Source organism: Singulisphaera chitinilytica (assembly GCF_049331405.1).
Classification (GTDB): domain Bacteria; phylum Planctomycetota; class Planctomycetia; order Isosphaerales; family Isosphaeraceae; genus PoT.
In genome coordinates, this window is sequence record NZ_CP186274.1 from 8,057,971 (window position 1) to 8,084,142 (window position 26,172).

At 60.8% G+C, this 26,172-nt stretch carries 19 protein-coding genes and 1 tRNA gene; 10 read left to right on the forward strand and 10 right to left on the reverse strand.

Annotation, left to right across the window (positions count from 1 at the left end; translation table 11 throughout):
* Positions 1 to 870 precede the first annotated feature (870 nt).
* Both ACOYYX_RS31445 and ACOYYX_RS31450 read left to right on the forward strand, forming a co-directional pair.
* Positions 871 to 1,992, forward strand: a complete 1,122-nt coding sequence (locus ACOYYX_RS31445) for a DUF1559 domain-containing protein (protein ID WP_422926625.1) — start codon at positions 871 to 873, stop codon at positions 1,990 to 1,992.
* A 231-nt stretch (positions 1,993 to 2,223) separates the two neighbouring features.
* On the forward strand, positions 2,224 to 2,706 hold the full coding sequence (locus ACOYYX_RS31450) for a hypothetical protein (RefSeq protein ID WP_422926626.1): 483 nt from the start codon (positions 2,224 to 2,226) through the stop codon (positions 2,704 to 2,706).
* A 78-nt stretch (positions 2,707 to 2,784) separates the two neighbouring features.
* Here the strand turns inward: ACOYYX_RS31450 and ACOYYX_RS31455 are convergent, their stop codons facing one another.
* Positions 2,785 to 3,585: an FkbM family methyltransferase gene (locus ACOYYX_RS31455; RefSeq protein ID WP_422926627.1), complete on the reverse strand. Its 801-nt coding sequence runs from the start codon at positions 3,583 to 3,585 to the stop codon at positions 2,785 to 2,787.
* 478 nt (positions 3,586 to 4,063) lie between these two features.
* Between ACOYYX_RS31455 and ACOYYX_RS31460 the strand changes: the two genes are divergently transcribed.
* The 4 genes from ACOYYX_RS31460 (at position 4,064) to ACOYYX_RS31475 (ending at position 6,622) form a co-directional block, all read left to right on the forward strand.
* Complete coding sequence (locus ACOYYX_RS31460; RefSeq protein WP_422926628.1) at positions 4,064 to 4,318, forward strand: SAM-dependent methyltransferase; 255 nt, start codon at positions 4,064 to 4,066, stop codon at positions 4,316 to 4,318.
* Between the two features lie 76 nt (positions 4,319 to 4,394).
* A protein-coding gene (locus tag ACOYYX_RS31465; RefSeq protein ID WP_422923185.1) for an IS3 family transposase occupies positions 4,395 to 5,520 on the forward strand; the annotation gives its coding sequence in 2 pieces (ribosomal slippage) (positions 4,395 to 4,678 and positions 4,677 to 5,520; 1,128 coding nt in all).
* A 95-nt stretch (positions 5,521 to 5,615) separates the two neighbouring features.
* Positions 5,616 to 6,146 (forward strand): class I SAM-dependent methyltransferase, encoded by a 531-nt coding sequence (locus tag ACOYYX_RS31470; protein WP_422931688.1) that lies wholly within the window; start codon positions 5,616 to 5,618, stop codon positions 6,144 to 6,146.
* A gap of 245 nt (positions 6,147 to 6,391) precedes the next feature.
* Entirely contained in the window at positions 6,392 to 6,622 is a 231-nt protein-coding gene (locus tag ACOYYX_RS31475) for a LapA family protein (RefSeq protein ID WP_422926629.1), read from the forward strand.
* Between the two features lie 303 nt (positions 6,623 to 6,925).
* On the opposite strand, the gene ACOYYX_RS31480 is transcribed toward ACOYYX_RS31475, so the two are convergent.
* Entirely contained in the window at positions 6,926 to 7,579 is a 654-nt protein-coding gene (locus ACOYYX_RS31480) for a GDSL-type esterase/lipase family protein (RefSeq protein WP_422926630.1), read from the reverse strand.
* 145 nt (positions 7,580 to 7,724) lie between these two features.
* On the reverse strand, positions 7,725 to 9,404 hold the full coding sequence (locus tag ACOYYX_RS31485) for an N-acyl-D-amino-acid deacylase family protein (RefSeq protein ID WP_422926631.1): 1,680 nt from the start codon (positions 9,402 to 9,404) through the stop codon (positions 7,725 to 7,727).
* Positions 9,405 to 9,559: 155 nt separating this feature from the next.
* Here ACOYYX_RS31485 and ACOYYX_RS31490 point away from each other — a divergent pair, with 155 nt between their 5' ends.
* The 3 genes from ACOYYX_RS31490 to ACOYYX_RS31500 all read left to right on the forward strand — a co-directional run bounded on the left by ACOYYX_RS31490 (position 9,560) and on the right by ACOYYX_RS31500 (position 13,812).
* The gene (locus ACOYYX_RS31490) at positions 9,560 to 10,015 is read left to right on the forward strand and encodes a hypothetical protein (RefSeq protein WP_422926632.1); all 456 of its coding nucleotides are present in this window, start codon (positions 9,560 to 9,562) and stop codon (positions 10,013 to 10,015) included.
* Between the two features lie 486 nt (positions 10,016 to 10,501).
* Positions 10,502 to 13,096, forward strand: coding sequence for a magnesium-translocating P-type ATPase (gene mgtA / locus ACOYYX_RS31495; RefSeq protein ID WP_422926633.1), 2,595 nt, complete (start codon positions 10,502 to 10,504; stop codon positions 13,094 to 13,096).
* Positions 13,097 to 13,209: 113 nt separating this feature from the next.
* Entirely contained in the window at positions 13,210 to 13,812 is a 603-nt protein-coding gene (locus ACOYYX_RS31500; protein WP_422926634.1) for a pyridoxamine 5'-phosphate oxidase family protein, read from the forward strand.
* 254 nt (positions 13,813 to 14,066) lie between these two features.
* Here the strand turns inward: ACOYYX_RS31500 and ACOYYX_RS31505 are convergent, their stop codons facing one another.
* The 6 genes from ACOYYX_RS31505 to ACOYYX_RS31530 form a co-directional block, all read right to left on the reverse strand.
* Complete coding sequence (locus ACOYYX_RS31505; RefSeq protein WP_422926635.1) at positions 14,067 to 17,294, reverse strand: PKD domain-containing protein; 3,228 nt, start codon at positions 17,292 to 17,294, stop codon at positions 14,067 to 14,069.
* 40 nt (positions 17,295 to 17,334) lie between these two features.
* Positions 17,335 to 18,460, reverse strand: a protein-coding gene (locus tag ACOYYX_RS31510) for an IS3 family transposase (protein WP_422923185.1) whose coding sequence is annotated in 2 segments (ribosomal slippage) — positions 17,335 to 18,178 and positions 18,177 to 18,460 — 1,128 coding nt in all. Because the reading frame shifts where the segments join, the coding sequence is not laid out codon by codon here.
* Between the two features lie 2,768 nt (positions 18,461 to 21,228).
* Positions 21,229 to 21,378, reverse strand: a complete 150-nt coding sequence (locus ACOYYX_RS31515) for a hypothetical protein (RefSeq protein ID WP_422926636.1) — start codon at positions 21,376 to 21,378, stop codon at positions 21,229 to 21,231.
* Positions 21,379 to 21,477: 99 nt separating this feature from the next.
* Positions 21,478 to 21,693, reverse strand: coding sequence for a hypothetical protein (locus ACOYYX_RS31520; RefSeq protein WP_422926637.1), 216 nt, complete (start codon positions 21,691 to 21,693; stop codon positions 21,478 to 21,480).
* A 77-nt stretch (positions 21,694 to 21,770) separates the two neighbouring features.
* Positions 21,771 to 22,052: a hypothetical protein gene (locus tag ACOYYX_RS31525; RefSeq protein ID WP_422926638.1), complete on the reverse strand. Its 282-nt coding sequence runs from the start codon at positions 22,050 to 22,052 to the stop codon at positions 21,771 to 21,773.
* 543 nt (positions 22,053 to 22,595) lie between these two features.
* Positions 22,596 to 22,678: transfer RNA gene (locus tag ACOYYX_RS31530), tRNA-Leu, on the reverse strand.
* 430 nt (positions 22,679 to 23,108) lie between these two features.
* Here ACOYYX_RS31530 and ACOYYX_RS31535 point away from each other — a divergent pair.
* Positions 23,109 to 25,451, forward strand: a complete 2,343-nt coding sequence (locus ACOYYX_RS31535; protein WP_422926639.1) for an FG-GAP repeat domain-containing protein — start codon at positions 23,109 to 23,111, stop codon at positions 25,449 to 25,451.
* A gap of 99 nt (positions 25,452 to 25,550) precedes the next feature.
* On the opposite strand, the gene ACOYYX_RS31540 is transcribed toward ACOYYX_RS31535, so the two are convergent.
* Complete coding sequence (locus tag ACOYYX_RS31540; protein ID WP_422926640.1) at positions 25,551 to 26,030, reverse strand: hypothetical protein; 480 nt, start codon at positions 26,028 to 26,030, stop codon at positions 25,551 to 25,553.
* Between the last annotated feature and the right edge of the window lie 142 nt (positions 26,031 to 26,172).

Here is a 26,172-nt window from a genome sequence, read left to right on the forward strand (position 1 = left end):
TCAATGCTGCCCTGCGCTTCCCTTACATCACGCTTGAGCCTCACCCTTACAAGCCCATTGAAAATTCCCGAATCAAACACACCATGGCGAACGCCCGTACATTTTCAATAATTGTCTTTTTTTAACATAAATTGTCCACAAGAATCTAATAAACTGCACCTCGTCTCCATCCAAGCCTGTCACGGAATCCAATTGTAGAATGCTGTCGTGTCGAATTTCGTCACGAATTGATCGCGGCGAGTAGATTCCTCCACTTCTCCCCCTGCGACGTTTGCTCGAGAGAGATTTGATATTCTTTCGCAGAATATCTTGGAATTCCGGGCGAAAGTCTGTATAGAATCGGACTCGCCAAATGAAACGCATTCTCGCGCAACTGAGTCGCCTCGTCATGGATGCCACCTCTCCCAAATCCAGGCGATCGTCTCACCAGACATGATTTTTCTATCACAACAGAGATTGTCATCGTCTTTGTGAACAAGGAGCGTACGGGACGGTCGGGAAGCCGGGGCCTTTTCGTCACGCGTGCCCTGCGGGTACGCGGCAAGTGCCCTGATCTCGATTGAATCACGCTGTTCCCCCCCCGAGCGGTCTCATTCCATCGAGGACCGTCTCGAGTTCGGGTGATGCTGCGCCACGTAAGGCTGGCGCGACATCACCCCTGACCGCAGGTCCTCCGTATCGGAAGGTCGTCATCCTCCATCCGGCCCGATCGGGCCACGAGGCCGACCGATGCGGCAAGGTCGTTCTATGCACCTACATTTTCATTCTCCCGGTACGTCATCGTGCAGCCGGCTCACGGCATCATGTCGTGTAGCGTTTCGTGCATTGGCATCCTCATTTTTCGATCCGTCCGTCAACATGGAGCAGTCGATGCGAAATCGTTCGTCGCGGGGTTTCACGCTGATTGAGCTTCTCGTCGTCATCGCGATCATCGCCGTGCTGATCGCCCTCTTACTTCCCGCCGTGCAAGCGGCTCGCGAGGCGGCGAGGCGTGCCCAGTGCACCAACAACCTGAAGCAGATCGGCATCGCCCTGCACAATTACCATGACCAGAACGGCTCTTTCCCGCTCGGCGGCGTGAATCTCGGCAAGTCGTCCGCCGGCTGGAACGGCACTTCGAACTCGCTCTCCTGGCGAGCCTTGATCCTGCCCCAGCTCGAGCAGAACAACATCTACAACGCCCTCAACCTGAGCGTCACCCTGAGCTCGAACGCGGTGAACAGCTCGGCGGGATACACCGTCTGGATGACGGTCTCGAACGTCTGGCTCTGCCCGTCGGACGGAACGAACGACAACGGCCAGCGTCCCAGCCTCAGTAGCGACCCCAACAACGGCAATGGCCCGATCAACAGCCCGCCAACTAACCCGGTCACCGGCCAGCCTGCCACCACCTGCCCCGTCTCGAACTACGCGGGGAGCTTCGGCGACAACCAGGCCATCGGCGGACTCTCCAGCGGCGGCACCAACCCCTGGGAAACCCAGGCCTGCGGTTCCCCCGCCGCGGGACAGCCGCGAATCGGCTGGTCCGGCTTCTGGGGAACCACGTACAACTGCGACCTCAGCGCGGACACCGGCGGCTCGCTCCGCGGCTTCTTCGACTATCGGACGGGTCAGGTAGTCAACATGGCCGGCGTCACGGATGGCACGAGCAACTCCATCCTCGTGGGCGAGATGATCCCGCAGCAGGCGGCCGACAGCAACCTCTATTGCCTCAACGGTGGTACGGCCGGGACGACCCTGCCCATCAACTTCACGACGAACGGGATCCCGAACCAGTACCCCGGATGCAACTCGCAGGACTGGGGCTCGGTCGTCTGGCCCTGCCGGTTCAGCTACGCGACCAAGGGCTTCAAGAGTTTCCACCCCGGCGGAGCCACTTTCCTCTTCGCCGACGGCTCGGTCCACTTCCTCAAGTCGAGCATCAACCGGTTCATCTACGCGGGGCTCGGCAGCCGAAACGGCGGCGAGGTCATCAGCTCCGACGCGTATTGATCCATTGTTCTTGCACCAAGGTCCCAGGATGCACGAGGCCGGGCGTTCTCCCAGCCCGGCCTCGTGCGGCGAAACTTTCGACATTCGAGTGAGGTCGCTGTCTCCTGCCATCGAAGGGATACAGGACCACGACTCATGCAAAGCCCCTTGAAGAGGATCGACAGCCGGCCTTCCCTCGAAATAGCCGGTCCCAAACTATTGAGTCACAGGCAGACGGAGATGACGGCGACCATGCGGAAGTTCGTTCGTATTTCAACAACGGCGATCGCAACCATCCTCACCCTGACCGGCTCGATCGCCCTCACGGGCTGCGGATCCGATGATGGCATCGGCAAGCGATTTCCCGTTTCGGGCACGGTCAAATATAAGGGCCAGCCGCTCAAGACGGGATCGATCAATTTCATCCCGGATGATCCACAGACGGCTCGACCCGCGTCGGGCACGCTCGACGACGAGGGCAACTACTCGCTGACAACCCAGAATCCCGGCGACGGGGCCATGGGGGGCAGCTACAAAGTCTCTGTGACCGCTTATGAGATGGACAAGACCAAAACCGCCTCGCCCCCTCGCGGCGGGAGCGCCGACCAGGTGGTCGTGGCCAAGGCCCGCGGCAAGAGCCTGATCCCCATCAAGTACTCGGGCACCCAAACCTCGAACCTTTCGGCCACCGTCTCCCCGCAAAAGACGAGCTTCGACTTCGAGCTCACCGACTGACCCTCGACTCGCTCTTGTATGCGTGTCGATTCAAGGGGACGCCCGCGCTGGCGTCCCCTTTCGCGTTGAGGGGGTCGACTACGGCTGTTTGAGCTTGGCGAGGAGGATGCCGCATCCCTCAACGGATGATGGTTTCGTCACGAAGTCATGGGTCCCGCGGAGTCGCTCGTGGAGCAATGCGAGTGTCCCGGGTCGGATGTTGTCGTGATATTCGATGGCAATGCGGTCGCATCGTCGAAGCGTTTCCGGATCGACGCTCTCGAACGCATCCTTCTCCGAACCTTCGATGTCCACCTTGAGAAGGTTGATGCGATCCGCCTTCGCCAGATCGAAGAGCCCCGCCAGCGGGACGATGGGCACGGACAGGCCACCCGGATCATCCACGCCGTCCGAGCTCAGGGTATGATCGAGCGAGCGGTCGCCGACCGAAGTCATCTGTCCCTGCCCGAAGTCCTTGCCGAGCGCGACCTGGCTCGGCATGACGCGATCGGGCCCGACCCCGGCAGCTCGGAGGTTGGACTCAAAATACACGTAATTCTCGGCGAATGGTTCCAACGAGATGATCCGGGCTTTGGAGCACTGTCGTGAAAGCCAGATCGAGAAGACGCCGACGTTCGCTCCCGCATCCACAATCACATCGCCATCCTTCGGCCAATAAAATCCATCCTTCGTATAAGGTTGTTCAAGCCAGAGTTCGACGATGATCTCGACCAGCCCGCGTCGACGTGGCGGATGAGAGATGCGCGTGCCATCCCACAGGATGGCGACATCGATGGGGGGTCCTCCCCTGATCGTCTGTATCAAGCGCCAACCGTTTCGAAACGTTGCAAGTAGGCGGGAATACAGCAACATAGACTGTGGCGTCATGAATTCTCCCACCGAGGACATACGGGTCGACGCGTGCCGGCGACATCGTCAGGCGGAACCATCCACGCATATGCGGTACCACTCCGGCATTTCAACACATGACTGCAATCACAAAACCAGGCCCGTGACTAATCGCCCGAAAGTCTCCAAGACGACTCTGAGCAGTTCGATTGAGACTCAACGTTGTGTGACTTCAAGCCTCGCGAATCAGGGGAAGGCTCGAATCTAGGACCGCGGATCTTGTGACTTATCACGAATCATTGTGGTAAGAAGGATCCTGTATCAAGGTCGACGATTCAGATTCGCCTCGTCTGTTACAAAAGTCTTCGGATGTCTAACGTAAAGGGATTGAAAATCCGAACATCCTAGTCCCGTCTCGTGTCGGATGGATCGAGCTTGAGCCTGCATTCAGAACGTATCCGCCTTGGCTTCGAGTCAACACTTCGCAGCGATGACTTTGACGACCAATCGCTTAACGGAAAGGCTCCGCATGATCGAGGGCGATCCGTTTCTACGCGACACGTTCCCCCGCGCATCGGCCTATCATCCGGACTGGATCATCTCGGCCGTCAGCGGCGCCGCGAATCCGTTATGGCTGACAGAGTGGCTTTGCGAGGAACTCGACCTGAAACCTGGCATGCGGGTTCTTGACCTCGGCTGCGGCCGGGCGATGTCATCCGTCTTCCTGAATCGCGAGTTTGGCGTCCAGGTCTGGGCAACCGACCTATGGTTCGACGCCTCGTAGAACCTTCAAAGTATGGTGGACCCCGAAAACTGGACCATCTGTTAAGCTACTCAGACGGGTCTGAGGAGGAGGACGGATGGCGAGGAAGCGGCAAGTCCACACGGCGGCGTTCAAGGCTCAAGTCGCCCTGGCGGCCCTCAAGGGAGACCGCACGATCAACGAGTTGGCCGGCCACTATGGCGTCCATCCCACATCGATCCATGGCTGGAAGAAGCAGCTCATCAGCAGTGCCGAGGAGGTCTTCGGGAGTCCGGCCAAGGCGGCCTCGGCTGACGCCGAGGCACGCCAGGCCGAACTCTTCGAACAGATCGGGCGCCTCAAGATGGAACTCGAGTGGCTGAAAAAAAAAGTCGCCCCATTCAGTTGAGGACCGAAGGCCCTTGATCGAGCCGGATCATCCCCGGTTGAGCGTGCGCCGCCAGTGCGAGTTGCTGGGGCTGAGCCGATCGAGCCTCTACTACCGACCTGCGGGTGAGTCGCCCGAGGACCTGCGCCTGATGCGGTTGATCGACGAGCAATATACGGCATGCCCGTTCTACGGCAGCCGCAAGATGACCGCCTGGCTGGAACAACGAGGTGAGGAGGTCAATCGGAAGCGAGTACAGCGCCTGATGCGGAAGATGGGCCTGGAAGCGATCTATGCCAAGCCCAGGCTGAGTCAGGCCGGGAGAGGCCATAAGATCTACCCTTATCTCTTGCGAGGTGTCAAAGCCCGGCGAGCGGACCACGTGTGGAGCACGGACATCACTTATGTGCCGATGAGTGGAGGGTTCATGTACCTGGCGGCGGTGATCGACTGGTACAGCCGGTACGTGATCGGCTGGCGGCTGTCGAACACGCTGGACGGCTCCTTCTGCCTGGAGATGTTGGAAGATGCCTTGAGGTCGGGGAAGCCCGAGGTGTTCAACACGGACCAAGGGGTCCAGTTCACGGCCGAGGCGTTCACCGGGAGGCTTGAGGCGGCCGGGATAGCCGTGAGCATGGATGGACGCGGCAGGGCATTGGATAACGTGTTCGTCGAACGGCTCTGGAGGACCGTGAAATACGAAGATATTTACATCCAAGGCTACGAGACGGTGCCGGAGCTGCAGCGAGGGTTGAGGCGATACTTCGGCTTCTATAACGAGGATCGGCTCCACGAATCCCTGGGGTACCGGACTCCAGGGACGGTCTACCGAGCGGACAGAGCCACGACGGCCTGATTGGACAGTAGCGAAGGATCGCCGTTTTTTGGTCTAGACAATGGGGTCCACCTCAAAGGATCCGAGATGCGGGAGTCGATGACGGGGTCTTCCCCATCCACGCCGACGCGAGATCCTTACCTTTCGCGGCGGAATTCTTCGACGCGATCGTCTCGATCGACTCGTTCTTCTATTACGGAACGGACGATCTTTATCTCAACTACGTCGCCCGCTACCTGAAACCGGGTGGCCTCCTGGCCATAGCCGGGGCCGGTCTCGTGCGTGAATTCGAGGGCGAGATCCCGCCGCACCTCCAAGGATGGTGGACGTCAGACCTCTGTTGTCTCCACTCGGCCGAATGGTGGAAGCAGCACTGGAACCGAACCGGCCTCGTCAATATCGAACTCGCCGATGCTCTACCCGACGGTTGGAAGTACTGGGCCGATTGGATCAGAGCGATCGCGCCGGAAAACTCGCAGGAGATTCGGGCACTCGACTCTGATGCAGGTTCTAATCTCGGTTACCTGAGAGCCATCGCTCGCTTACGCCCAAACGTACAGTTGACCGATCCGATCGTGTCCGTCACCACGAGATACGCTAAGTCGCCCTTACTCCGGTCGCCATACTCAGACAGGGCTCACGGGTGACTCGATCAACGCGACATTTTTCACATTTTATTTTTAAAAATTAATAATCCGACAAGTCAGAAGGGTTCATCCAGGGCGATCCTCGAACGGACTTTTGACATCAAACCTGTATCACGACATCGCGATCTGGATTTCCCTCGTCGAACTGGAATCGATATTTCTGGGCGTGAGGACCTGAGCGGAACACCAGTTGCGACTGAAATCGACAACCCATCGCCATCGACCTGAAGCCCGGGAGTTCAACCTTGCGATTTCTACTCGGTTTCATCCTGCTGGTATTTCTTGCCTCGATCGGGATTTTCGCGGTCCAGAACACGCAGACGATCACGGTCAAGTTCCTGAATTGGGGCCTCACGGCGCCCGTCGCACTATTCGCGATCGGGGTCTACTTCCTGGGTATGGTTAGTGGCTGGAATGTCATCGCCTTCGTGCGAGGCTCCATAAGCAGGGTGCGATCGCACTCGACCCAGAACTGATTCGGCCATATCGGTGTTGCTCGGTAAAGCCAGTAAATCCCGCGGTCTCGAGTCGATTATTCGATACGAGCCTTGCGGGATTTTGTGCGTCTACCCGCCCAGTTCCGAGAAGCAAGTGTCACAAAAAGAGGAAACCACAACGACATTGTTTGCTCTGCCCCCAAAAGGATTACGGGAGATCGATATGAACCCCGAAGGTTGAGGGCCGGTGGAAGTGGCAGCAATCCTGACAACTCGAGGATGAGGTGTTACCGAATGTGGATCATCGCACCTCCGCAGCACTCTTCCTCGAATCGGCCAATCCTAGGGCGCGAGGAAGGGACGAACACGATTCGCGAGGAGCTTGTACCCCTCGGCCGAGAAGTGAAGCCTGTCCTTAACAAATAGCTCGGGACGACCATGCCCCTCCGCGTCGAGGCTGATATCCGAAGCATCCACGAATCCGACTCGGGGCATCTCGAGGGCCATGTGACGAACGAGACGGTTCAGTTCTCGATTCTTGTCCCCTTCTCCCCAACGGGCCGGTGCGGGGCTCAACGCGATGAAGAGGATCTCCGTCTCGGGCAAGCGTTGATGGACGACCCGAACGAAGTTCGCGAAGTCGCGGGCAACCGCCCGAGGCGACCGCCCGTTGTGGATGTCGTTGCTGCCAGCCCTCAGGAAAATTTGCTTCGGCCGGTGTGGGAAGATAAGACGATCGGCGAAATGGGTTGAATCCAGGAGTTCGGTCCCGCCGAAGCCCCGGTTGATAGCTTTGTGGTTCGGGAAGTCGGCAGCCAACGTCTTCCAGAGGCGAATCGTCGAGGATCCGATGAATAGCGCCCCACCCTTGGGAGGCGGGTTTTTGCGGTCGGCGGCCTCCATGGCGGCGACCTCCTTCTCCCACTGCCCATAATTCCTCGAGGCGGCGTACCAACTTCCCTGGGAAAACCGACCCAGCCAATACCCTCCGATCATGCTCCCGAGCAAAGCGAGTCCGATAAACGCACTTCTAACGGACTTCCTCATGCTTAGGAACCCTCGACATCGGCTCTCGCTTCGCGACGTTGAACGGACAACCATCGGCGTCGACGTGTCATCGTCCCCGATGAACGCTTGCGGATCAACCCGCGTGACGCAATGCACGACCAGGCCGAGCCCCTGTGTGTCGGCCCTGCTCGATGACGATCCGTCCATTCACGATGAGGAAATTCACACCTTCGCTATATTGGAAGGGTTTCTCATAGGTGGAACGGTCGATGATCGTCTCCGGGTCGAAAACGACGAGGTCGGCGAATTGCCCGGCCCTGATGAGCCCCCTGTCAAAGATGCCAAGCTTGGCCGCATTCAGCGACGTCATCTTGCGGACCGCGTCCTCGAGCCTGAGATGACCCCTCTCGCGAACATAGACGCCGAGGACTCGAGGGAATGTACCGAAGCTCCTGGGATGAGGATATCCTCGCCGCAACGGACCTTCCACGGCGAAGGACGAGCCATCGGACCCGACCGAGCACCAGGGCTGGGTGAGGGCGAGGTTCATATCCTTTTCGGTATGGTGCTCGTAGATCGTGGGCACCGAGCCATCCTGCTCGATTAGCATTTCAATCAAGAGGTCGAGAGGATCGGGTGCGGGAGATCGGCCCTGAGCCTTCGACTTCAGGACCAGATCCATCGTGATGCCATCATACTTGCTTCCTCCGTTGACGAGCATCCTACGCCAGTCGCCGCCGAGGGCGGTGTAGTGGTTGTACCATCCGGGGATCCCGTCGCGGATGTCCTTCTTGAGCCTGTCGCGTAGCTCAGGGTCACGTAATCGTTCGAGCATGCGTTCCTTCCCACCCTCGTGAGCCCAGGGGGGGATGATGCTCGCCAGGTTGTTATTGCCGCGAGTGTACGGATAAACGTTGGCCTGGACGTTGACGCCCCGTCTGCGGGCGGCCTCGATGATTTGAACGACCTGGTCCATGCGTCCCCAGTACTTCTGGTCGGCGATCTTGAGGTGGATCACGTCCACGGGGATGCCCGCGCCTTCGCCGATGGCGATAGCCTCCGCCACCGCTTCGAACACTCCCGTCCCCTCGTTCCTGATGTGCGAGGAGAAGATCCCGTGGTGCTTCGCCACAACCTTGCAGAGGGCCACGATGTCGGCCGTCGTGGCGAGCGAGCCGGGAGGCATAGCAAGTTGGCTCGAGAGTCCGTAAGCACCATCGTTCATGGCCTCATCGACCAACGACTTCATGACCTCGATCTGGTCGGCGTTGGGACGATCGAAGGTGTCTCCCATCGCCCCCTGCCAGACGGTATCCAGGCCGACGTACGACGCCACGTTGACCGCCGTTCCCGCCTGTTCCAGGGTCTCGAAGTACCCCTTCAAGGAAGTCCATTGCCGTTCCTTACCGCCGATGGTGACCTTGCGCGGCGTCTTCGAAGGGGCGACCGAACCTCCCTCGCCGATTACCTCCGTACTCACCCCCTGCCGTACCTTGCTCTGAGCATCGCCATCCTCGAGTAAGAGCAAGTCAGAGTGTGAATGCATGTCGATGAAGCCGGGGGCGACGACCTTGCCCCCGGCTTCAATCATCTGCCTGGCCACTCCGGGCAAGGAGCGACCGACGGCCTCGATCCGATCTCCCCGAATCGCCACATCCCCCAAAAACCCCGGATTTCCGCTCCCATCGACGACCATTCCATTTCGAATGAGGAGGTCGTACTGGGGCTCGACCGATCTAGCGGGCATTGCCACGAGCGACAAGGTGCAGGCCAGGACAATTCCCAGTACATACTGCAGGGCAGGTCGTGGCATTCCAGTCACCTTCGCGGATGGAGGTTGATGTGAACGCCTCTCTCGGCTTCCAAGGAGCGGTTCTCGCGGCAAGTCTATCGTCAGAAGAGGGCGTCACGGCGAAGAATCTACCAGACGCGAACGCTGAAGCCACCGACTTTCGTCGGGCGTGCCAGATGCATTTGAAGCCGACTCTCCATGCGCTCGAGGCAGCCGGCCTGGTCGAGCTTTGGACGCTCGCCAGGGAGCTGACCTGGACCCTGAGGCCGACCACGGCGGAGGCCCTCGGGGTCGAGGTGCCCGAGGTCGGCGATCAGGAAGATCCCCGGTGGGTGGCCTCGGGCCTGGTTCCCCGGATCTCTCGCACGCTCCGGCAGCGGGGGCATCATGTGCTGAAGCACCCGGAGATGATCCTCGCCAAGCCCGAGGTCCTCATCGAACCGAAGACCGAGGATCCGCTCCTGCTCTTCGGCCGGACCATCGCCATCGACCCCCGCATGCGGCGTAGGGGCGATCGGCTCCTCAACCAGAACCCCCAGAAGGCGAAGCCCAGGCGGAGGAAGCCGGCGTCCGGGAACTCTCGGAACTGCCGCACGTCTCGGGTGCCGAGGCGGAGGATGGTTGCATGTTGAGAAACGGCTCGGCTCCTGACGATGCCAAACGTCAGGGTCGCCATTGACGCGCGGATCGCTTTCGCGCGGGGCCCGGCCCAGCACGAGCGGCGGTTGGACCGGGGATCGATCCCCGCGATCGGGTTTGAGTACATCTCGGACGCCCCAACCACTCGCAAACGCTGCTGACTTGATGATGACCTCGAGGTTATCGACAAAGTCTCGACCTCGTGTGCCGATCCTTCTCACACCAACTCTTCCTCATGCCTCCAAACCTATCGTTCCCCAATTCCAAAATCGCTTGGCCCGAGACGCCGTGTCCTGGTCGGGTGGACATGGCGAATGCGATGATGTCCAAGAGGCCGGTCCCGACGGTGATGCCTGACGCCTGGCAACAGGCGCTCTCCCGCTTTGAATCAGGCCATGGAATCTCAACATCGCTCAGGGGCTTGAATGCAGAGAATCACGTCCAGTACGGGCATCGTCAATACCTCGGATAGCATGTCCATGATTGCCAAGGACGGACCTGGCCACGGGCCATCGAACTTCTGGTCTGTGCCCGAGGAGGATTTATTCACTCAACTTCGATCATCGCCCCAAGGTGTGTCGGCCGAGGAGGCAAGTCGAATATTCGAGGACGACCCCACTCGCCTGGTCAGGTCCGGGCGTTCGACGCAGGCTCTCTCGCTCCTCGGGACCCAATTCAAGAGCTCGATTATCCTCATACTCCTCGCCGCCGCGGCCCTCTCCCTCTTCCTGGGAGAGGTGACCGACGCCTGCGTCATCCTCGCCATCGTTCTGGCCAGCGGGCTGCTCGGATTCTGGCAGGAGTGGGGCGCGGCCGACTCCCTCAGGAAACTGCTCGCTATCGTTCAAACCAGGGCGAGTGTCCTCCGCGATGGGAATACGGTGGATGTTCCGCTCGATCATGTGGTCTCGGGAGACGTCGCACTCCTCCGGGCCGGCGACATCGTCCCCGGCGACGGCCGTATCCTCGACGGGAAAGGCCTGTTCGTCGCCGAGGCGACCCTGACCGGCGAGACGTTCCCCGTGGAGAAAACTGCCGGGGCGGTGCCGACGGACACTCCGCTCGGAAAGCGGACCAATTGCCTCCATCTGGGCACCAATGTCGTCAGCGGCACGGCAAGACTCCTGATCGTCCATACGGGCGCGGATACCGAGTTCGGCAGGATCTCCGGATCGCTCCGGCTCCGCCCGCCGGAGACCGGTTTCGAGCGCGGCATCCGCCACTTCGGGTACCTTCTGCTCGAGGTGACGCTGCTACTCGTGTTGGTGATCTTCGCCATCAACGTCGCGCTAAACAGGCCCGTGCTCGAGTCGTTCCTCTTCTCCGTGGCGATCGCTGTCGGGCTGACGCCGCAATTGCTCCCGGCAATCATCAGCGTCAACCTGGCTCACGGGGCGCGGCGCATGGCCGGGGAGAAGGTCATCGTCCGCAGGCTTGCGTCCATCGAAAATCTCGGCGGCATGAATGTGCTCTGCTCTGATAAGACCGGCACGCTGACCGAGGGCAAGGTGCGACTGCACGCAGCCGTCGATGCCCAGGGCAATCCGAGCCAGAGGGTCGGCCTCTACGCCTATCTCAACGCCTCCTTGCAGGCGGGATACACCAACCCCATCGACGCGGCGATCGCCGCAGGGAACTGCCCGGATGCGGCCGGCTATAGCAAACTCGACGAGGAGCCCTATGATTTCGTCCGCAAGCGACTCAGCGTCCTGGTCGCCGGCGATGGACGTAACATCCTCGTGACCAAGGGCGCGCTGACGAGCGTGCTGGAGGTCTGCACGCTCGCCGAGACCGGGCCGGGCGAGACGGAGGATCTGAACGTGATCCGACCGTCGATCGAGCGCCTCTTCGCCGAGTTCAGCGGCAAGGGTTTGCGCACGCTGGGCGTCGCCTACCGGGACATGGGCACCGAGACCGGAATTCACAGGGGGGACGAGGCGAGGATGACCTTCCTGGGCCTCCTGATCCTCGAAGACCCGCTCCGGGCCGGGATCGTGGGGACGCTCGACCGGCTCCTCGGCCTCGGGATTGTCACCAAGCTGGTGACCGGAGACAACCGGCTGGTCGCGGCCCATGTCGCCGGCCAGGCCGGGCTGCCCGTCGCGCGCGTGCTCACCGGGGAGGACCTGGGTCGGATGAGCGACGACGCCTTGCTCCGGAGCGTCGGCGAGGTCGCGGTCTTCGCCGAGATCGAGCCGAACCAGAAGGAGCGGCTCATCCTCGCCCTGAAGAAGGCCGGCCACATCGTGGGCTACATGGGGGATGGGATCAATGACGCCTCGGCGCTCCACGCCGCCGATGTCGGCATCTCCGTCGCCGATGCGGTGGATGTGGCCAAGGAAGCGGCCGATTTCGTCCTGCTGGAGAAGGACCTGGGCGTCCTGGAACGCGGCGTACGGGAGGGACGCGCCACCTTCGCCAATACGATGAAATATGTCTTCATGGCGACCAGCGCCAACTTCGGCAACATGTTCAGCATGGCCGGCGCGTCGCTATTCCTGGCCTTCCTGCCTCTACTGCCCAAGCAGATCCTCCTGATGAACCTGCTGACCGACCTGCCGGAGATGACGATCGCCACCGATCGGGTCGACCCCGAGATGATCGAACGGCCCCGACGTTGGGACATCGGCTTCATCCGCCGATTCATGATCATCTTCGGGATCATCAGCTCGGCGTTCGATGCCCTGACATTCGCGGTACTCATGCTGGTCCTTCGTGCCGAGGAAGCGGAGTTCCGCACGGGATGGTTCGTCGAGTCGGTCGTCTCGTCATCGCTGATCGTGCTCGTGGTGAGGACCCGCAGGACGTTCTACCGGAGCCGACCGTGCCGGACCCTGCTCGTCGCCACCCTGGCAGTGGTCGGCCTCACGCTCCTCCTCCCCTACTCGCCGTTAGCCAGGCTCCTAGGCTTCGTGCCGCTGCCCGGCGTCTTCCTCGCGGCATTGTTCCCGATCGTCGTGCTGTATGTCGTGGCCGCGGAGATCGCGAAATCGCTCTTCTATCGCGGGGAGGAGCGGCGGAGAGTTGCGGATCACGCGCCGAGCTCGGCCGGTCCGATCGAGGTATCCGGCTGATATGGAGGGGCCTCAAGGGTGGCGAAGGAGGGGCCGCCCGGTGAGACTGTGGATAGCGGGAATGGCGATGGAAGTTGCCCAGGATCGAATATTTTGCGGCTAGGAGGCAGAAGATGTTGATTCGGGAACTCAGCCGGGACGAGTGCCTTGATGTGCTGTCTCGGACGAGGATGGCGAGACTGGCCTGCGTCCGGGATGGCCAGCCATACATCGTCCCGGTGCACCTGGCCTATGACTCGGGAATGCCTGACTTCGCGTCGCTCTATGGGGTCACGACATTAGGAACGAAAGTCGAGTGGATGCGGGCCAACCCCCGGGTCTGCGTCGAGATGGACGAGATCACGGAGTTCGACGAATGGGTGAGCGTCGTCGCGCTTGGACGATATGAGGAATTGGAAGACCAATCTCGGGGTGAGGAGAGCCTGCAACAGGTTCTGCGCCGCCCGATGGTGTCAGGCTCCGAGCGCATTATTCCAGATTCGCAGGGCAGGTCGAGGCTCAAGGCGTACGAGATCCTCCAGGGCAATGCGACACCGATGTGGTGGGAGCCGGCCTCGTCGGCCTGGGCCTCGCGATCGGAGCACAAGAGCGGAGACTCTTACGTGCCTCTGTACTATCGAGTCTGTGTCGAGCAGATTTCGGGCCGTCGTGCGAGCTCCGGGGAGCGTGGCGTCGACGAGTTCTGTCCGAAAGATGTGGATGGCGGTTCAAGGTAGGCAACATGACCGTGGAGCGTTGTTAGCCACCGATCGGCTGGACACATACTCCACGGCGGCCCCGAGAAACACTGAGGGAATTCAGGGAGCCCGGGGGGAAGTGCGAGGACCGTCGTTCGCCTCTAGGGTTCAACTTTCGAAACGAACCGGCCATTGCCTGTTGCTACAGGCAATGGCCGGATTCAATTGCAGTAGATAGAGGATGAAGGATTAAACCTTCGACCTCATACTACTCTATCAATCAATAGATTTGATTATTTGTGGTGAGGTCCTTTGGGATGATTCCCGGTTACCACGGACGCATGGCTGGCGCGGGCCAGGTTTGTGGTAAACCGAAACTGCCCGCGAGCAGTCCATGATGCGAAAGCAGGCCTGTGATTGACCCGCTGGAACAATCCAGATGAGTTGACAGGGCTGGACGGGCTGGTCGGGGTCGAGAAGAGCGGTCGGCCACCTTTAGGGATGACCGGGACGTGGATTCCGCTGTATACGCCCCCGACCGGCAGTCCGCCGATCCCACCATTGGCCGGACTGGCCGTGCCAACGAGGGTCTGGGGCGCGAAGACCTTGTCATGGTACGCGTCCAGCTCGGCCACGAAATCGCTACCGTTGCGGCTGTTGCCGGAGGAGAATGACCCGTAGAAGACGCCGTCGAGATGGTTCTGAGCGCGGTCCTGGACCGACGAGTTGCCGTTGCTCGAATCCCGGATGGTGAAGAGGTAGAACCCGCCGCGGAGCGCCCTCCCGCCATTGATGGTCACGGCAACGTCGTAGGCGAACGGGATCGTCGGATCAGGAGTTGCGGTGACGTTGGTCACCTTGTAGTTGCCAGGGAAGGTCTTGTTGGCATGCACCTTCGTCAGGAGATAGTTGGACGAGTCCAGCATCGTGTTGAGCCAAACCCCGGACGGGGCGCTCCCGTCGGGGTTGACTGGGTCCTTGATGATGTAATCCACCTGGCCATTGAGGTGGTTGAAGAACATGCCGTCAATCACCGGCCCGACGGTGTCGATGAGCAGGTCGGGAACGATCACCTTCGGGGCGGTTGACGTGGTTTCGCCGAACTGGTCGATGGCCGTCGCGGTGATAGCGAAGTGGCCGTCTGCCAGGGCGATCTGGGACTTGATGTCCCAGGAGCCGTCGCCACCGGCGTGGGCCTGCCCGATCTGCACGAGCGGACCACCGGGCAGGAGTCTTGCGTCGAGGGTGACGGTGGAGAACGGCTCGGACTTACCGAAGAACTCCGGCTGATTGACGTTGGTGACGTTGACGGCGCCCGTCGCGAGGCCGCTCACGGTCAGGGGATTGATCGTGCCGGTGAGGACGATGGGACGGTCGGCGACCGTGGCCGTGTTGGTGATGGTGAGTCGTTTCCCGTCGTCATCCTCCACGAAGACCTGGATGGTGTAGGTCCCATTGCCCCCGTTGACGCCCGCGTCGGCGTAGGTGTGCGATCCACTGACGGTGAAGACCGGAGTGCCCTGCGATACCGTCAAGGTGCCGGCCGTCAACGGCGTGCCATCACCCCAGTCGATCATGGCCTTGAAGTCGGCGATCGTGCCGAGCGGATTGGCGTCCGTGAACGTGCCGACCGCACCCACGAAGACAGGTGGTGTGAAGACCGGGATCGGGAAGATGGCGGCCTCGGCGGTGAAGACCGGCGGCTGGGTCGGTGTCGCCTTGAGATCGGCATCGGCGATGAAGGCCGTGCCGCTGAAGACGGTGTTCGAGCCCCCGTCATCGGCAACCGTCACCGTGTAGGCGTACGTGCCGGCCTCGGCATAGGTGTGCGCCGCGTTGACCGAGAAGATCACCCCGTCGGGCGCGCCCATGGCGACGAGGTCGGCGGCGGGCAAAGTCTGAGGGGCCGAGCCGTCACCCCAGTTGATCACGACCGAGCCGGGCGAAGTCGTGAAATCAGCGACGGTCGCTCCCTGATTGGCATCGATGAAGGTGCCGAGCAGGACGCTACCGGTCGAGTTCCCCTCGATCCCATTGATGCTGGTGCCGTTGGAACTCGTGAGCTTGGCGTCGAGCACGGTGACCCCACCACCGATCGGGCTGGTCAGGGTCGTCGTCGCACCGCCGAGAGTCGTGATGACGACGCTGAGTCTGTCGGGCACGCCCGTGGGCGTCTCCTCTGCGTAGGTGTGGGTTCCCAGGACCTGGAAGATCGGCTGGCCATTTGCCGTATCGACCCCGATCTGTTGGATCGGGAGCAGGCCCCCCGGAGCGACCGGAGTACCATCGCCCCAGCCATTCACGGCCAGCTCGGCCTTGACGTCAGCGACCGTGGCCAGCGTGTTCGGGTCTTCGAAGGTCGCCAGCGCGAAGGTGCCGGTGGGTTGTCCTTCGATCGTCTTGAAGCTGAGGGTGCTCCCGGTCACCGGCAGGTCAGTGATGGCCGCCGTCCCGGTCACCAGAACAGTCTCGCCACCGTCGTCGTGCACCGAGATCTTGGTCGCGTAGTTACCTGGTTTGGCGTAGGAGTGGCCACCCTCGATCTCGAACGCGCCGGGGCCCGTCTGGACAACGATGCCGGTGGTAAGCGGCGACCCGTCGCCCCAGTCGATCGTGGTCAAGAAGTCGCCATCGGGATCGGGGGCGCTCAAATTCGCATCGGTGAACCTTCCGACGACCGTGGCGGCGGGCAACGCGACGCCCGTATTAGCCACGAGGGCCACGGGCACACCCGCGGTGAGATCCGCGTCGGCGGTGACGATCGAGAAGAGCTTCGAATCAAACTGGCCGTTTGAGGTATCCGTGACGGTGATCGTCCCCGCGTAGAATCCTTCTTCCACATAAGTGTGGGCCTTCGGGGGGATCGTCCCCGGCGCGGTGACGTTGAAAATGGTATCGGGAGAGCCATCACCCCAGTTGACGTCGACGGTCCACGGGCCGCCGTCCGGATCGGCGAACGAGCCCAGGTTGAAGGTCTTGGATGCACCCTCCACCACCGCCTGGGCGCCTGGGGGAGTCAACAGCGGCGCGGCATCGGGTGTGAAGTTCGCGATGACCGTCGGCCCGCCGCCTCCGAACTCGTTGACGTGCCAGAAGGTATTGTTCGACGGGTCGACGTTCATGCCGCTGAAGTCGCCGATTCGGCTGGTAATGGGGGCAGAGCCAGTACCCGCACTGACGAGGACCGGGGCTTGCATCGTCCCCGCCGGGTCGGTCGGCTGGCGGACCGTAACGAACGTCGATATGAAGCCGCCAGTCGCGGGAGTAATCGCGCCCCCGATCGTGTCGGATTCCATGAAGCCGAAGCCGATTTGGCCCTGGGAATTGATGTCGATGGCGGGTTCGAAAGCGTAGGTATTGGCGCCGAAGGCCACGTGGCCGACGTTATCAACGCCCCCGACCTTCTGAAAGGTGGGCGTGCCGCTGCTCACGTCGATCGCATACCACTGGGCGGCGAGCTCGCCCGTGAAGAAGAGGCTGAAGACGGCACCAGAGCCGGTGCCCCCTGAGGTGGACCCCATTGTCTAGACCAAAAAACGGCGATCCTTCGCTACTGTCCAATCAGGCCGTCGTGGCTCTGTCCGCTCGGTAGACCGTCCCTGGAGTCCGGTACCCCAGGGATTCGTGGAGCCGATCCTCGTTATAGAAGCCGAAGTATCGCCTCAACCCTCGCTGCAGCTCCGGCACCGTCTCGTAGCCTTGGATGTAAATATCTTCGTATTTCACGGTCCTCCAGAGCCGTTCGACGAACACGTTATCCAATGCCCTGCCGCGTCCATCCATGCTCACGGCTATCCCGGCCGCCTCAAGCCTCCCGGTGAACGCCTCGGCCGTGAACTGGACCCCTTGGTCCGTGTTGAACACCTCGGGCTTCCCCGACCTCAAGGCATCTTCCAACATCTCCAGGCAGAAGGAGCCGTCCAGCGTGTTCGACAGCCGCCAGCCGATCACGTACCGGCTGTACCAGTCGATCACCGCCGCCAGGTACATGAACCCTCCACTCATCGGCACATAAGTGATGTCCGTGCTCCACACGTGGTCCGCTCGCCGGGCTTTGACACCTCGCAAGAGATAAGGGTAGATCTTATGGCCTCTCCCGGCCTGACTCAGCCTGGGCTTGGCATAGATCGCTTCCAGGCCCATCTTCCGCATCAGGCGCTGTACTCGCTTCCGATTGACCTCCTCACCTCGTTGTTCCAGCCAGGCGGTCATCTTGCGGCTGCCGTAGAACGGGCATGCCGTATATTGCTCGTCGATCAACCGCATCAGGCGCAGGTCCTCGGGCGACTCACCCGCAGGTCGGTAGTAGAGGCTCGATCGGCTCAGCCCCAGCAACTCGCACTGGCGGCGCACGCTCAACCGGGGATGATCCGGCTCGATCAAGGGCCTTCGGTCCTCAACTGAATGGGGCGACTTTTTTTTTCAGCCACTCGAGTTCCATCTTGAGGCGCCCGATCTGTTCGAAGAGTTCGGCCTGGCGTGCCTCGGCGTCAGCCGAGGCCGCCTTGGCCGGACTCCCGAAGACCTCCTCGGCACTGCTGATGAGCTGCTTCTTCCAGCCATGGATCGATGTGGGATGGACGCCATAGTGGCCGGCCAACTCGTTGATCGTGCGGTCTCCCTTGAGGGCCGCCAGGGCGACTTGAGCCTTGAACGCCGCCGTGTGGACTTGCCGCTTCCTCGCCATCCGTCCTCCTCCTCAGACCCGTCTGAGTAGCTTAACAGATGGTCCAGTTTTCGGGGTCCACCATACCCGGTCACCCCGCCGTTGATCCCCGAGAGACTCGAATAGCCGCCGGGAGTAGCCACCGTGACCGAGGTGATCTTCCCGGTCCCGTCGACCGTCTGCACCTTCAACTGGGCCTTCGTCGTGAATGTGCCGCCGTTCACCGTCAGGATATCTCCGACGGTGTAGCCCGTGCCGCCGAGGGGATTGCCGTTCTTGTCGTTGGGCTGGGCCGACGCGAGGGAGGAAGGCTGGCCGGACGCGATCGCCACCGTATGTGCCGCGACGATGGTGTTGTTCCATTCCCCGGCTTTCAGGATCCGACTGCCGGGATCGAACGCGCCTCCACCGCCGGGGTTCTCGGCGAAGTCGCCGCTGTCGTCGTCGCCGTCGATGGCCGCGGTGTTGTCCGGATTGAGAGGGTTCGCAATGCTGCCGGAGCTGATGAAGCTGTTCGCCCCAAGGGCGAGCGATGTGGTGGTATACGTGGGGGCCGACGAGAGTACGCCGCCCATCTTGACCACATCGAGGTTTGTGCCGTTATCAGGGTTGTGGATGAGCCACATCGGATCGCCGGCCACCGAATCGTGCATGGTGGTGGGACGATAATTCTGGGCACCGCCGGGGACGTCATTGCGGAAGACGTTCTGCCCAGCACCGGAAAGGACGAGCGGATTGCCCGCAGCCAGGTCGCTCGCTGAGACGGAGACGACCTGTGTGCCGGTCGGCCCGTTGCCGAACATGTTGAACGTCTCCACGAAGGCATCCGCGTTGTAGCCTGGGTTCCCGGGGTAGTCGCTCCAGGACTGCTTGGAGGCGCCCCCCGAGCCCTCTGTAGTGGTGATTTGGTAAAACCGCCAGTCCCCCGTGTTCGTAACCGGGTCATACTTCGTCAAGGTCGTCGGGTTACTCGTCGTCGAGACGGCGAAGACGTACTGGCTCTGATTGTTCGTCAGGTCGGCGTCGAGGTCGCCGAGGATGAACCGGCCAGTCCCTCCCATCAAGTCATCGAACACCATGGTGACGTCGGCGATGCGTTGAGACGTCGGGGTGATCTGAGTCAGTCCACCATCCCCCGCCCCGGTGCCGAAGAAGAACTGGCCGGCGCTCTTGGCCGCCACCTGCGTCCCTGGAGCCTTGTTGAAAATGGTGAACGTCGTGTTGTTGGACTCAATATAACTGCTCGGGCCGGCCGCCCCAGTAACGTCGGGCGGTCCTCCGCCGCCATTCCCGACATAGCCCAGGCCGTTGCCGTTGAGAATGGAGACGGCCAGCAGTTCGCGTCTTTCCAGGTGTTCCAGGCCGCGGACGACGTCGCGCCCGGCTGGTCGCGATGGACCCATGCTTTTCAGTCGATGATCTCTGCGAGACCGCTGTAGTTGCGAGGGCGAGGGGAAGAGCATCGCTCTGATCTCCGAGAGTTCCGATCGATGTCATCGATCGAATTCATTAGATGAGGTGCGAACGAAGGTGGCCTCGGATTTGGGGAGGAAGGATGCGCGCAAGGGCACACAGCCCGCGACGAGCGCGAACGCCAAGCCACTAACGGATTAACGAATGGAATTCACGCCTGAAAGCCAAGTGAACGTGCGACTCACGATTGAAACGCGTGGTGGTGTTGATCCGTGGAGCTTTCGGCCGCTCCAATGTCGACACTCAGCGTTCTATTGTCGTCCATCCCGGTCGTAGGGGGGGGAAGTCACGACCAAGTGGATCCTGAGGTGCATCTGCTGAAAGCCACTCTGCAAGTTCCCGCAGTCTTTGTGTGGAACTTTCATGCGCATTTATTGTGCAACACAATCGCACTGTGTCAAACGAATTTAACTAAATGATGTATTTTGAGGACAAAATAAGATGGTGAATCGGTGGGTGTTTTTCTAATAAGTTCGTTTATCGATGCGCATCCTTGCCCGACTTGTCATCCCAAGGTATCCCGCTTCCGGACCCATTGGAGAAATTAACCTTGATGTAGATGTATTGAGCTGACCCGTCCACGTGAAACTTGAAGGTTCCCCCCCCGTTGAAGCGGGTCGGGCGTCTGTCCTCTGTCCTCCGTCGCCAGGAGCTTGCCGTCTCGATCCACAGAAGTGACAGTTATCGTCACACCCTTGAGAACCTAAGTACTCACGTTCTTCGCCCTCCCCTTAACCTCCACATAACGCCCAGTCTGGTCCGGAGCAGCGACGCTGTCCGTCAGGACGAGCTTGCTGGCTGCGGCCTTTCTCGTCGGGAGACCTGACCTTTTGGGTGTGCCGACGAGGTCTCACCTCGCCAGCCATCCAGCCGAGCTTAGTTTCGATGATCGCCAAACTCTCCCCGGGTATGCTTGCAGCGAGGATTGCTTGGTTGATCTACTCACGCACCTTGAATCCGTCATGCTTGGCGGCAGCCATGACCTCGCGATAGAGCATCTCGGCCCTCGAGCGGCCGCTCGTTCATAAAAAACATTTACGTATCAGGATTCATAAATCAAAAAAAGCCATTCAATCTAGATTCCGAGGCGGCCTTGAAGGAGGCGAATTTTGCATCGGAGTAACCAGGGAACGCACCTGTGAAATCGGTGTTCAAGACCCGGCCTCGAAAGAGGGCGAATTCAGATCCCCGACCTACGCAGCCTCGGAGAGACAACTCAAATGGGATCGCGCAAACATATCAATAGAATTTACACCCAATCAGACGATCGCTCACCCGGCAACTCAATGCGGTCAATCTACCGGGCCGCCGATTTATCAAAGGCTCGGCAGCTTGTCGGCCGTGCCTCGCAGGTCATGCAAGGCCTCGTCAATGTAGCCGCCCGTCGTCAGCCCGACGGTCGAGTGCCAGAAGAACTTCTTGGCAGTGATGATCGGCAAACCCGCTGCGTTCAGGCGGGTGGCCATTTACTTCCGCGACGCGTGGAAGTCAAACACCCTCCCACGCTAATCCCGATAGGGGATGCCTGCCGTCTTCAGGTCGCGCCTCAGCTCCTTGGCGATGTCTCAAGGGATCGTGAACAGGGGCGATGACGCCTCGACGACCCAGGCAGCCAGCTCCGGGCAGAAGTCCGACCGCAACGCGTCTCGCTTGCCCTTGCACCGCTCCCCAGTGAGGAACACCCGCGGGTGCGGCCCGTCGAGCATCATATCCCCCGCCATCAGGGCCTTGATCTCGATCTTGCGGAACCCGGTGTTAAAGGCCCTCTTGTAGATGAGCACCCGCTCACGCCCTAGGCACTCCAGCTTGGCGACGACCTTGGGGCGGAGGCTCCACCCTGGATCCTCCGCTGCTCGCTTTACCGCATCAAACTCGAGTCCTTGAGGAACCGCGGCCTCGCGACCTCGAGGAGCCTGGCGAGGTCGTCGAGCGTGAGCACGCCACGCTTGAGCACCGCATGCCCCTCGGGCTTGGTCGACCTGAATAGAAGGTTGGACTCGAGCTTGCCTTTGCGCAAGAGATAGTTCGCGAATCTCATGATTGCCTGGCGATAGGTCATCCTGGTGCGCAGCGAGGCGGGCTGTCCGTCCGGCTTGGTCAGGCACGATAGGAAACTATCGAGTGTGCTCGTAAGGAGCATAACCAGGGTCTCGAGCCCTCACTCCCGGGTGACGATGCCCAAGAGCCGCTCCGTGTCCTGACCGTGCCGCCCCCCCCCCTTCCCCTCAGCGCCATGTCCGCGAGATAGTCGGAGGTCAGTTCCTCGATGGGCAGCTTGCGCCCCTCGGTGAAGTCGTCGGTGAGGCCGCTCTTGGCGTGCTCAGCCTTGCACACAAGATCGCGAAACTGGACAGGGGGGCCTGCTTGTCAGTCGACAGGGCGACCCGCTTGAGCACCCCGTCTTTGCCCCGATACTGGCCGAACCACTTTCGGGATGTCCTGGTCTGGCCGTTCTTCCGCCGGAATGACGACTTGAAGACACCCCCCTCTCATGCGCCGATGCATACACACGGGCATTCAAATGAGGGCATACACGGTCAACATCAGTCAGTCCAATGTGAGAGCAGGCAATGAAAAACCCTCGCACCGACGCAGAGTCTGCGTCCGTCGAGGGCTTCGTAAACCTTTAATCTGAGCTACTTTGCGTCGAAAAGTGAATTTCAGAAATACTGACTATCATCAGTACCGAAGGTGGGACTTGAACCCACACGGGTGTTACCCCACCGGATTTTGAGTCCGGCGCGTCTGCCATTCCGCCACTTCGGCATACCTTCATCGATAGAAAGAGCGAGGGTGCGGATTGAAGGGAAGTTGACCACCCAGAGGTGATACGACCCGTCCGCTGAGTTGGACCATCTTCCATTCCGAAGGTCCGGTCGTCAAGTCGAGGCCGACGTCGACGTCTCACTTTCCGTTCAAGTTGTCGTGGAATGGACAAAGGCTCAGAGGACTACCTTCAATCCTCAATGCCATCGTCGATGGAGATGACACGGGATTGCGAAGGAAGTTCACCGGATTATCGCAAAGACTCGTTAACCAAAGTGACTCCGAGTGGAAGACATGGTGTCTGTTGGCGGCCAATCGGAGGGACTGCAATTCTCCCCGCTGTCTTGCCTGGATGATGCTCAACTTTTACTTTAGACGTTTTGTCTTTAGGAAGTTCGGTCCACGGATTGGCATCTCGGGGGCAAACAGAATGCGGCGAATTGTCTCGGTCGGTTACGCGGCGATGGTGGGCATGAGCCTTCTCGCCCCTGCCCCTGCGAGAGCAGATGACGATAACGCCAAGCTCGCCGATTATTTCGGATTCCTCCCACTCGAGGTCTATAAGCTCGACCAGCGGATCTCCAACCTGCTCGTGAAGGACCTCGATGGCGATAGGATCGACGACATCATCGTCGTCAATAACGGGCGCTCTCGGCTCGACCTACTCCTGAGCGGGAAGAAGCCTGGCGACGCCGTCGAAGCCCCTGCCCCTTCGCAGGAAACCAACCAGATCCCGGGCGATCGCCGGATGCGCCTGGTGAACGTCCCCGTCAATAAAGAGGTTGTGAGCCTCCAAATCGGCGACTTCAACGGCGATCACAAGCCCGACCTAGCCTTCTACGGGACACCGGATGAGCTCGTAATCCTCTTCAATGAAGGCTCGGGCCGGTTCGGCAATGCCAAGCGGGTTAACGTGGGCGAGGCCATCGAGAATCCGAGCTCGCTCACCGTCGGCGACCTCAACCGCGACGGCCGCGACGACCTGGCCCTGCTCGCTTCGAATGAGCTCACCATCATCCTTCAAGGAGAAGGCGGGAAACTCGGCGAACCCGAGCACTTGCCCCATACCGCAGGAAATCCTCGGATCCTCAAGGCGGTCGACCTCGACGGCGATGGTGGCGATGACCTCGTCATCCTCGACGGTGGACAGGACGACCCGCTCAGGATTCGGTTCTCGGCCGCTGGCAAAGTCCTTGGCCCCGAACAGAGCTTCTCCGTCGAATCCCCTAAAGCCATCGCCTTCGCCCAGATCGACGGCAAGCCGGGCAACGAGGTCCTGACGATCGAGTCCCAGTCGGGACGTGCCAGGGTGTTGACCCTGGACGAGAGCGAGCATGATGACCAGGGGAAACGCGGCCGACTGATCTTCTACCCATTCCCCCCGGGTAGCGAACGAGGTCGGACCCTGGCCCTCGGCGACCTCGACGGCGACAAGAAAACTGACGTCGTCGTCACCGACCCGGCTCACGCCCAGTTCCTCGTTTACAAGCAGGCGGAGCGTCTCGGCCTCGGAGCCAGCCAGAGTTTCCCGGGGCTGGTCGGCGGTCGAACCGTGCGGCTCGCGGACCTGGATGGCGACGGCAAGGCCGAGGTGATCGTGCTCTCAGAGCAGGAAAAGCAGATCGGCCGCAGCGTCTATGCCGATGGCCGGCTGAGCTTCCCGACGCCCTTGCCGATCAGCGGGGAACCCGTCGCCATGGATGTCGGCGACCTCGACGGAGACAAGCAGCCCGAGATCCTCTACGTCACCCGAAGCAAGACGAACAACACCGACGGCTTCGCTCTCCGAGGCCTCAAGCGCGACAAGTCCGGGGCCTTCCTTCCGTTCCGCTGGGGTCAGCAGGATGAGGTCGCCTTGAAGGGGATCTCGAGCGTCCCCCCTGCCATACAGATCCTTGACGTGAACCGCGACAGCCAAGCCGATGTGCTCATCTTCAATGCCTTCGAAACGCCGCAGCTTTTGCTCGGCCGGCCTGGCGAACCTCCCGCTCCTTCTGGCGGGAGCCTGGGACCGCTCGCGGGAGTGACCCCCGCGGGGCTGACGCTCGCCGACCTCAACGGGCCAGCTTTGCTCGTGGCCCAGAACTCCTTCGCCAGGAACATCCTGCTCGACAAGGAAGGCCGATGGGAGGTCAAAGATCAGTACAACGCAGGACGCGCCACCGCAAGCGTCCTCGGTGCGGCGGCCCTCGACACGGACGGCGACGGCAAGAAGGAGATCGCCCTGCTCGATAAAGTCTCCAAGTCCCTCCTCTTCCTCGATCTGAAGGAGGGCGTATATCGTCCGGGCGGGAGTCTCACCGTCGGGCCGATCGACTTCCAGGGGATGCACGTGGCCGACCTCGACGGTGACGGCCGCGAGGATTTGCTCCTGGCGGGAACCGACCGCTTCGGCGTCGTGCTCACTGGCCGGACCGGCCAGCGGTTGAAGCCGATCGCGAGCTACGAGTCGAATCGATCGGACGCCAGGCTCAGTGACCTCATGGCCGGGGACCTGAACAACGACGGAAAGATCGACATCGCCATCACCGACACCGCCGAGCATTTCGTCGAGATCGTCACCGCCACGTCGGCGACGACGCTCGAGCGATCCCTCGCATTCAAGGTCTTCGAACGGAAGTCCTTCCGCGAAGGTCGGGACATGATCGAGCCTCGAGACCTCGGCATCGGTGACGTCGACGGCGACCAACTCGCCGACCTCGTCCTCATCGTCCATGACCGGATCCTCGTCTACCGACAGGATGCCGGGAAGGACGAGAAGGGCAAGAAGTGATCCGGGGAATGACCTTCCCCATTTGATCAAAGCACGAAGGCCGCGTCACCCCAACGACGCGGCCTTCTTCATTTCCTAGGCTTCGTGGAACGCGATGCATCACTCGACGACGAGGTCGATGGCGGCGAAGTGCTCGTGGTCGCTCTGGGTCTGGCTCGTCTCGAGACGGATCAGGTAGATGCCCGGGGTGGCAATCTTCGTCTTCAGTCTCTGACCGGCCTTGCTCCCCGGCTTGAAGTCCATGTCGAACGCCGATTCGAGCTCCACATCGCCACTGAGGTCGGGCAGGTCCTTCTGTCCCAACTTCTCCTGCTTGGCGATGAAGAAGTGGACGACCACGTTTTCCAGCGTCTTGTGCGGATAGATGTTAGTCAGCATCCATTGAATGTTGATCGTCTCGTTGGCTCGTGCCTTGATTACGGGCCTTGGGTTCTTGCCGTGTGCCGGCGGGGTTTGATCCATGTAGGCCGTCTTCTGATCCCGAGGCGTCTTCACCTCGAGGTTGATCTTGGCATGCTCGGCGCGAGCGGCCGAACAGGTGATGTACGCGATCAGGATGATCGATGGAATGAACCTCATCGGGATGACCTCTCTTTTCAGGGGAAGCGGCGGACTCAGCTTCAATGGGGTGGGTTACAGGTTTGGTTGCAAGGCTCGATGGTAGGCAACTTTCGCCAACCCAAACGGCAAGTACAACCCTGCATGTCAGGAGTTCGGAATC